Source organism: Streptomyces sp. NRRL B-24572, from assembly GCF_002156145.1.
GTDB lineage: Bacteria > Actinomycetota > Actinomycetes > Streptomycetales > Streptomycetaceae > Streptomyces > Streptomyces vietnamensis.
The window spans coordinates 1-5,295 of record NZ_MWIG01000327.1; the positions used below are offsets into that span (position 1 = coordinate 1).

3 protein-coding genes and 1 pseudogene are annotated in these 5,295 nt (G+C 69.5%); 2 read left to right on the forward strand and 2 right to left on the reverse strand.

Annotated elements, in window-relative coordinates; all coding sequences use genetic code 11:
• The first annotated feature begins 129 nt into the window (after positions 1–129).
• On the forward strand, positions 130–1,485 hold the full coding sequence (locus tag CCN56_RS43300; RefSeq protein WP_179199916.1) for a hypothetical protein: 1,356 nt from the start codon (positions 130–132) through the stop codon (positions 1,483–1,485).
• Here the strand turns inward: CCN56_RS43300 and CCN56_RS44695 are convergent.
• Positions 1,419–1,564: pseudogene (locus CCN56_RS44695) on the reverse strand (IS5/IS1182 family transposase); the annotation flags it as partial. The gene CCN56_RS43300 and the pseudogene CCN56_RS44695 overlap by 67 nt on opposite strands.
• Before the next feature lie 544 nt (positions 1,565–2,108).
• On the reverse strand, positions 2,109–3,374 hold the full coding sequence (locus CCN56_RS20285) for an alpha/beta fold hydrolase (RefSeq protein WP_086828774.1): 1,266 nt from the start codon (positions 3,372–3,374) through the stop codon (positions 2,109–2,111).
• A 140-nt stretch (positions 3,375–3,514) separates the two neighbouring features.
• Between CCN56_RS20285 and CCN56_RS20290 the strand changes: the two genes are divergently transcribed.
• The gene (locus CCN56_RS20290; RefSeq protein ID WP_086828776.1) at positions 3,515–5,263 is read left to right on the forward strand and encodes an ABC transporter substrate-binding protein; all 1,749 of its coding nucleotides are present in this window, start codon (positions 3,515–3,517) and stop codon (positions 5,261–5,263) included.
• Positions 5,264–5,295 lie beyond the last annotated feature (32 nt).

Here is a 5,295-nt window from a genome sequence, read left to right on the forward strand (position 1 = left end):
CTTCTGAAACACGCCCTAGGGCGTGGTGTGGTCTGCGGGAGTGGAAGTTCCGGCCGATCAGCGCGGCCACAGCCCCGTGTCTTCAGGAAGACACGCCCTTGGCCGTGCCAGGACAATGGGATCCGCCGCGTGGACGCCGACCATCAGAACTGCTGTCTCCGCCAACTGCGGGCGCTCTTCCCGCACTTCGGTCGAGCGCTTATCGCCTTTTCCATGGCCAACGGGGTGTACCACACCAAGTACGGCATCACGATCAATCTGACCTTCGAGGACTTGGGCCACCCGGACCACCCTGGACTGCTGGAAGAAATCACCCGGCCGGTCGGCGAGCGGGACCGTGATCTTCTGCAGTGCCTGACCGACTACCAGGGCGGCGATTGCCAGTGCGCACTCGCCGACAAGACGCCGTGGATGTTCGTACGTCGGCAGCGCCGCGCCGGCCGTGTCGTGTGGGTGGCCGCACACTTACCGCTGACGCACGCCGCGACGCCCGAGCAAAGCGACAAGCACAAGGCCACGAAGGAGCGCGTAGCCCGCTCCGCCTTCCGTCACGGGCTTGACGTCCAGGTGGAGGCTCGGTCGTCGGACGGCCGGATCGTCACCGACGTCCTGGTGTCGGGTGTCGGCGGACGGGTGGGGTGGGAGGCGCAGTACTCCCCTATCAGTGCGCGCCGAGTACGGCGGCGCTCCGGGCGGGCCCGGGAGAACGGCATAGCGCCCCTCTGGGTGACCGGCGACGCGTCGTCGGAGATCATCGATCGCGCACCATGGACGAGGGTCGACGACGTGCCCTGGCAGCGCATCGTCTCGCCCCTAACGATGATCGTCCGAGGTGGTGTGCGGCACCTCCAAATCTGGAAGTGCACCGCGAGCAGCGAGCGATCCTGCCCTGAAACGGGTTCCCACTGCGGCAAGTTCCACAGCGGCTGGTTCCTTCCCGCCCTGTGCTTCCCGCAGGAGCGCGCCACCGCTCTGGATGAACTCGTCGTCACCAGTGCCGACGGCGAACACGTAGCCGTGCGGGTCCGCAACACCCAGGACCCAAGGCGCGCCTCCTACCTCTGGGCGCTTGCCAAAGACGTGCAGCGGTGGCGCGACCTCACCGACCACGGCGAAGGCGAGCCGGAGGACCTGCCGACGGATGACGAGCCGGTCACCTACACCGAAGAGGAACTCGACAGCTCCTGCCGCTACGGCAACCAGGACCGCCAGTACTTCAGCGGCCCGCGACCCCGGCGGGACATGATGTCCGCTACGGGCCTCCACACCTTCGACACCGCCCCTACAGCACCACGTTCCACAAAGCCCGCATGCAGGCTCACATACCTGGAGCACGCCTCCGGAGCAGCGGTGCCGGCCGTTGCCGGGAGATTCGCCGTCCGCCGAAGCCGCCGGGTCAGAACGTCCGCACAGCCAAACGCGCCGCGAACGCACAGTTTCGTGTCGGCATCGATGATGACCTGCACGTTCGCCGAGAACCGGTAGTCGCGCGAGGACGCCCCGTCTTCCGGTCTCGGACTGTGATCAGGGTGCCGTCCACGATCGACAGTCGCTCGATCGCCTCGTCCTGCGTGCCGTATCCGGACTCCTCGCGCTGCCTGCCCAGCGCGTCCCGAGAACGGATCGAGTCAGGGTGAGGGCAGCGGGTCGGCTTCGTGCAGCCGCAGTCCTTGAAGAAGGACCCCATGCCGCGGACGAGCTGTCGGGACATGTACGCACCATCCGTTCCGGCCCAAGAACCTGCTCAGGCGCCGCACTGTCGGTCGCAGGCCGGCAAGCGGGGACACGTCCGGGACGCATGCTGACCATTTGCTGACCTGAGGGGGGCACATGATGCCCCTGACCTGTGGCAACGCCGAATAGTCAGATCTTGGACTTGAACATCTAACGCGCCCGCAACGTAGTCGAACGATGCTTCGCCCGCCTCAAGCAGTTCCGCGCGACCTCGCCGTCGGCCTCGGCGCGGATGCGCCCTTCCCCTCCGGCCCATGATGGCGGCGCCCCCGATGCCCGCAGCGCAGAGACGTTCGCGGCCCACCTCGACGTCACCAGCTCCGCGAGGCGCCCCGCATGTTCGCAATGTTCGCGGGAGCGGGGCGGGGGCGGAATCACGCGCGGCCGACAGCCATGTCCATCAGGCGGGCCAGGACACGGCCGCCGGAGGCGGATACGCCGTCGTGCTCCCACTCGTTGGTCACCCAGACGCGGGTGGCGCCGACCTCGCGTGCCGTGCGCAGCGAGAGGCCCGCGTCGACGTACATGTCGTCGTGGTAGACGATCGCGGCGAGGGGGATCTCGTTGGCGGCGAGGCGCCGCGGGTCGTAGAGGGGCGGCCAGTCCGTGCGGGCGGCCAGGAGGTCGGCGGCGTCGGCGAAGGGACGCAGGCCCTCGATCTCGCGGAACATCCAGGGGTACATCATCTCGCCGGTGAGCAGCAGGGGGTCGGCGTCCGCGGCGAACTCGGGGAAGTCGGCGAGGGCTCGGGAGGCCGCCCAGCTGGTCGGGCCGGCGCCCTGCCCGTACAGCGTCTCCTGCAGGACGGCGAACAGCGGGTTGTCGGTGAAGCCGGTCAGGGTCATGACCTGGTGCAGGAAGGTGTCCGTGGGCTCGCCGTCCGGGTCCATGGCTTCGTCGAGCAGCCAGTGCAGGCGCTCGAACCCGTCCCCCACGCCGAGGACGAGGCCGAGCGTGCGCAGCCGGTGCGGGGTCAGCCGGTCGCCGTTCGGCAGGCGGGTGTCGTCGGTCGCGAGGTGATCGGCGAGCTTGCGCAGGCGCGGGGCGTCCTCGGGGTATCGGGCGTAGAAGTCGAGGACGCGGTCGCGGACGCGGGGGTAGGTGCGGGCGTAGACGTCGTCGGCGGTGGCGGTGAGGCCCGGCAGGCCGCCGGTGACGTAGCAGGCGCGCAGCCCCTGGGGGGCCTGGGAGAGGTAGGTGAGGGTGAGGAAGCCGCCGTAGCTCTGGCCGAGCGTCTCCCACGGGGCGTCTCCACAGAGGCGTCGGCGGATCAGTTCCGCGTCGGCGACGATCGAGTCGGCGCGGAAGTGGGCGAGGTACGCGGCCAGTTGGTCTGACGTGGCGAAGCGGGCCGCGGTGCGGGCGGTGACGGGGGTGGAGCGGCCGGTGCCGCGCTGGTCGAGGAGCAGCACGCGGTGGGTCTTCAGGGCCTGGTCGAGCCAGCCGGGCGAACCGGCCGACGGGCGGGGCGCCTTACCGCCGGGGCCGCCCTGGAGGTAGAGCAGCCAGGGCCGTTCGGCGCTCGCGCGAGCGGGATCGACGACCTCTCGGGCGAAGACCTCGATGGTGGGGCCGCCGGGGTCGCGGTGGTCCAGGGGGACGGTGAAGGTGCGGTCGACGGTCGCGTATGCGGGGTTCATGGGTCCCTCGTGCGTCTCGGACACGGATGGGTAACGGGCATCCCGACGGGTTGTCAGTGCAATTTCACATTACTATGTTACCGGTCACATTCCAGCCGCTCCCGGCTGTCCGACCGCACCGCACTCGGAGTGACCCACTCATGAACAAGCGCACGTGCACCACGCTGGCCACCGCCCTGGCGGCCGCCCTCACCTTCGGCGTCACCGCATGTTCCGGCGGGCACGGAGCCGCCGACGACAGGGGCCGCAAGAACCCCGCCACCGCCAACAACGGCGCCACGGTCGGCGGGACCCCGCGAAAGGGCGGCACCCTGGCCGTCCTGTCCGACCAGGACTTCACCCACCTCGACCCGGCCCGCAACTGGGTGATGCGCGACATGGACTTCGGCACCCGCCTGCTCTACCGCACCCTCGTCACGTACCGGGCCGAACCGGGCGCGAAGGGCGGCGAGTTGGTCCCCGACCTCGCCGAGGACCTCGGTACCGCCACCAACGGGGCGAAGACCTGGACCTTCCGGCTGAAGAAGGGCCTGAAGTACGAGGACGGCACACCGATCACCGCCCAGGACGTCAAGTACAACGTGGAGCGGTCCTTCTCCCCCGACCTGCCCGGCGGCCCCGACTACGCGGCCCGCTACCTCGCCGGCGCCGAGGGCTACCAGGGCCCCTCCCAGGGCAGGCACCTCGACTCCGTCAAGACGCCCGACGACCACACCATCGTCTTCGAACTGCGCAAGCCCTTCGCCGAGTTCCCGTACGCCACGGTGCTGCCGACCTTCGCCCCGGTGCCCCGGTCCCGGGACAAGGGCCCGCAGTACGACAACCGCCCCTTCTCGTCAGGGCCGTACAAGATCGAGTCGTACGCCCGCGACAAGCAGCTGGTCCTGGTCCGCAACCCGCACTGGGACCCGGCGACGGACCAGGTCCGCAAGGCGTACCCGGACCGGATCGTGATGACCATGGGGCTCAAGGCCAACCAGATCGACGACCGGCTCATCGCGAGCTCGGGCACCGACGCGTCCGCCGTGTCCTGGGGCAAGCTGCGCCCTGAGTCCACCCCGAAGGTGCTCACCAAGCCCGACGTCAAGGCGCGACTGCTCGCCGAGTCCACCAGCTGCACCGAGATGGTCCAGATGCACACCGGCCGCGCACCCTTCGACGACGTGAAGGTCCGTCAGGCGGTGCAGTACGCCCTCGACCGGCAGGCCGTCCTCACCGCCTCCGGCGGCCCCGCCCTCAACGACGTGGCCACCGCCCTCATGCCCGGCTCCCTCTTCGACGGCGGCAGGCAGCCCGACACGCTGAAGATCCCGCTCACCGGGGACGTGGAGAAGGCGAAGCAGCTGCTGAAGGAGGCGGGGAAGCCCGACGGCTTCACGACGAGCATCACCGTCTCCAACGGCCGCAAAGCGGTCGGCGAGGCCATCCAGGAGTCCCTCGGCCGCGCCGGCATCAAGGTCACCATCGAGACCGTCGATCCCTCCGCGTTCTACGACACGATCGGCGACACCAAGAACCGCACCGACCTCGTCTACACCGGCTGGTGCCCGGACTACCCCTCCGGCTCGACCTTCCTCCCCTTCGTCTTCGACGGCCGCTACATCAAGGAGAAGGGCAACTCCGGCAACCACTCGCTCTTCCGCGACAAGGCGACCATGCGGCGCATGGACGAGATCGCGGCCATGACCGACTCGGCGCAGGCGGACAAGGCGTGGCAGGCGCTGGACGGGGAGATCCTCGCCAAGGCCCCGACGGCGCCCACCGTCATCGAGCGCATGCCGCTGCTGCTCGGCACCAACATCGCCGGCGCCTACGGCCACACCTCGTTCGGCGGAGCGATCGACTACGCGACGGTCGGTCTCAAGGACCCCGCCAAGAGCGGAAGCTGAGGCCCGGCCCACCATGCCCACCACCTCCCCCT

Excerpts from the sequence above, each read along its gene's own strand:
- CCN56_RS20285 (WP_086828774.1), bottom strand. The coding sequence starts at position 3,374 with ATGAACCCCGCATACGCGACCGTCGACCGCACCTTCACCGTCCCCCTG.
- CCN56_RS20290 (WP_086828776.1), top strand. The coding sequence starts at position 3,515 with ATGAACAAGCGCACGTGCACCACGCTGGCCACCGCCCTGGCGGCCGCC.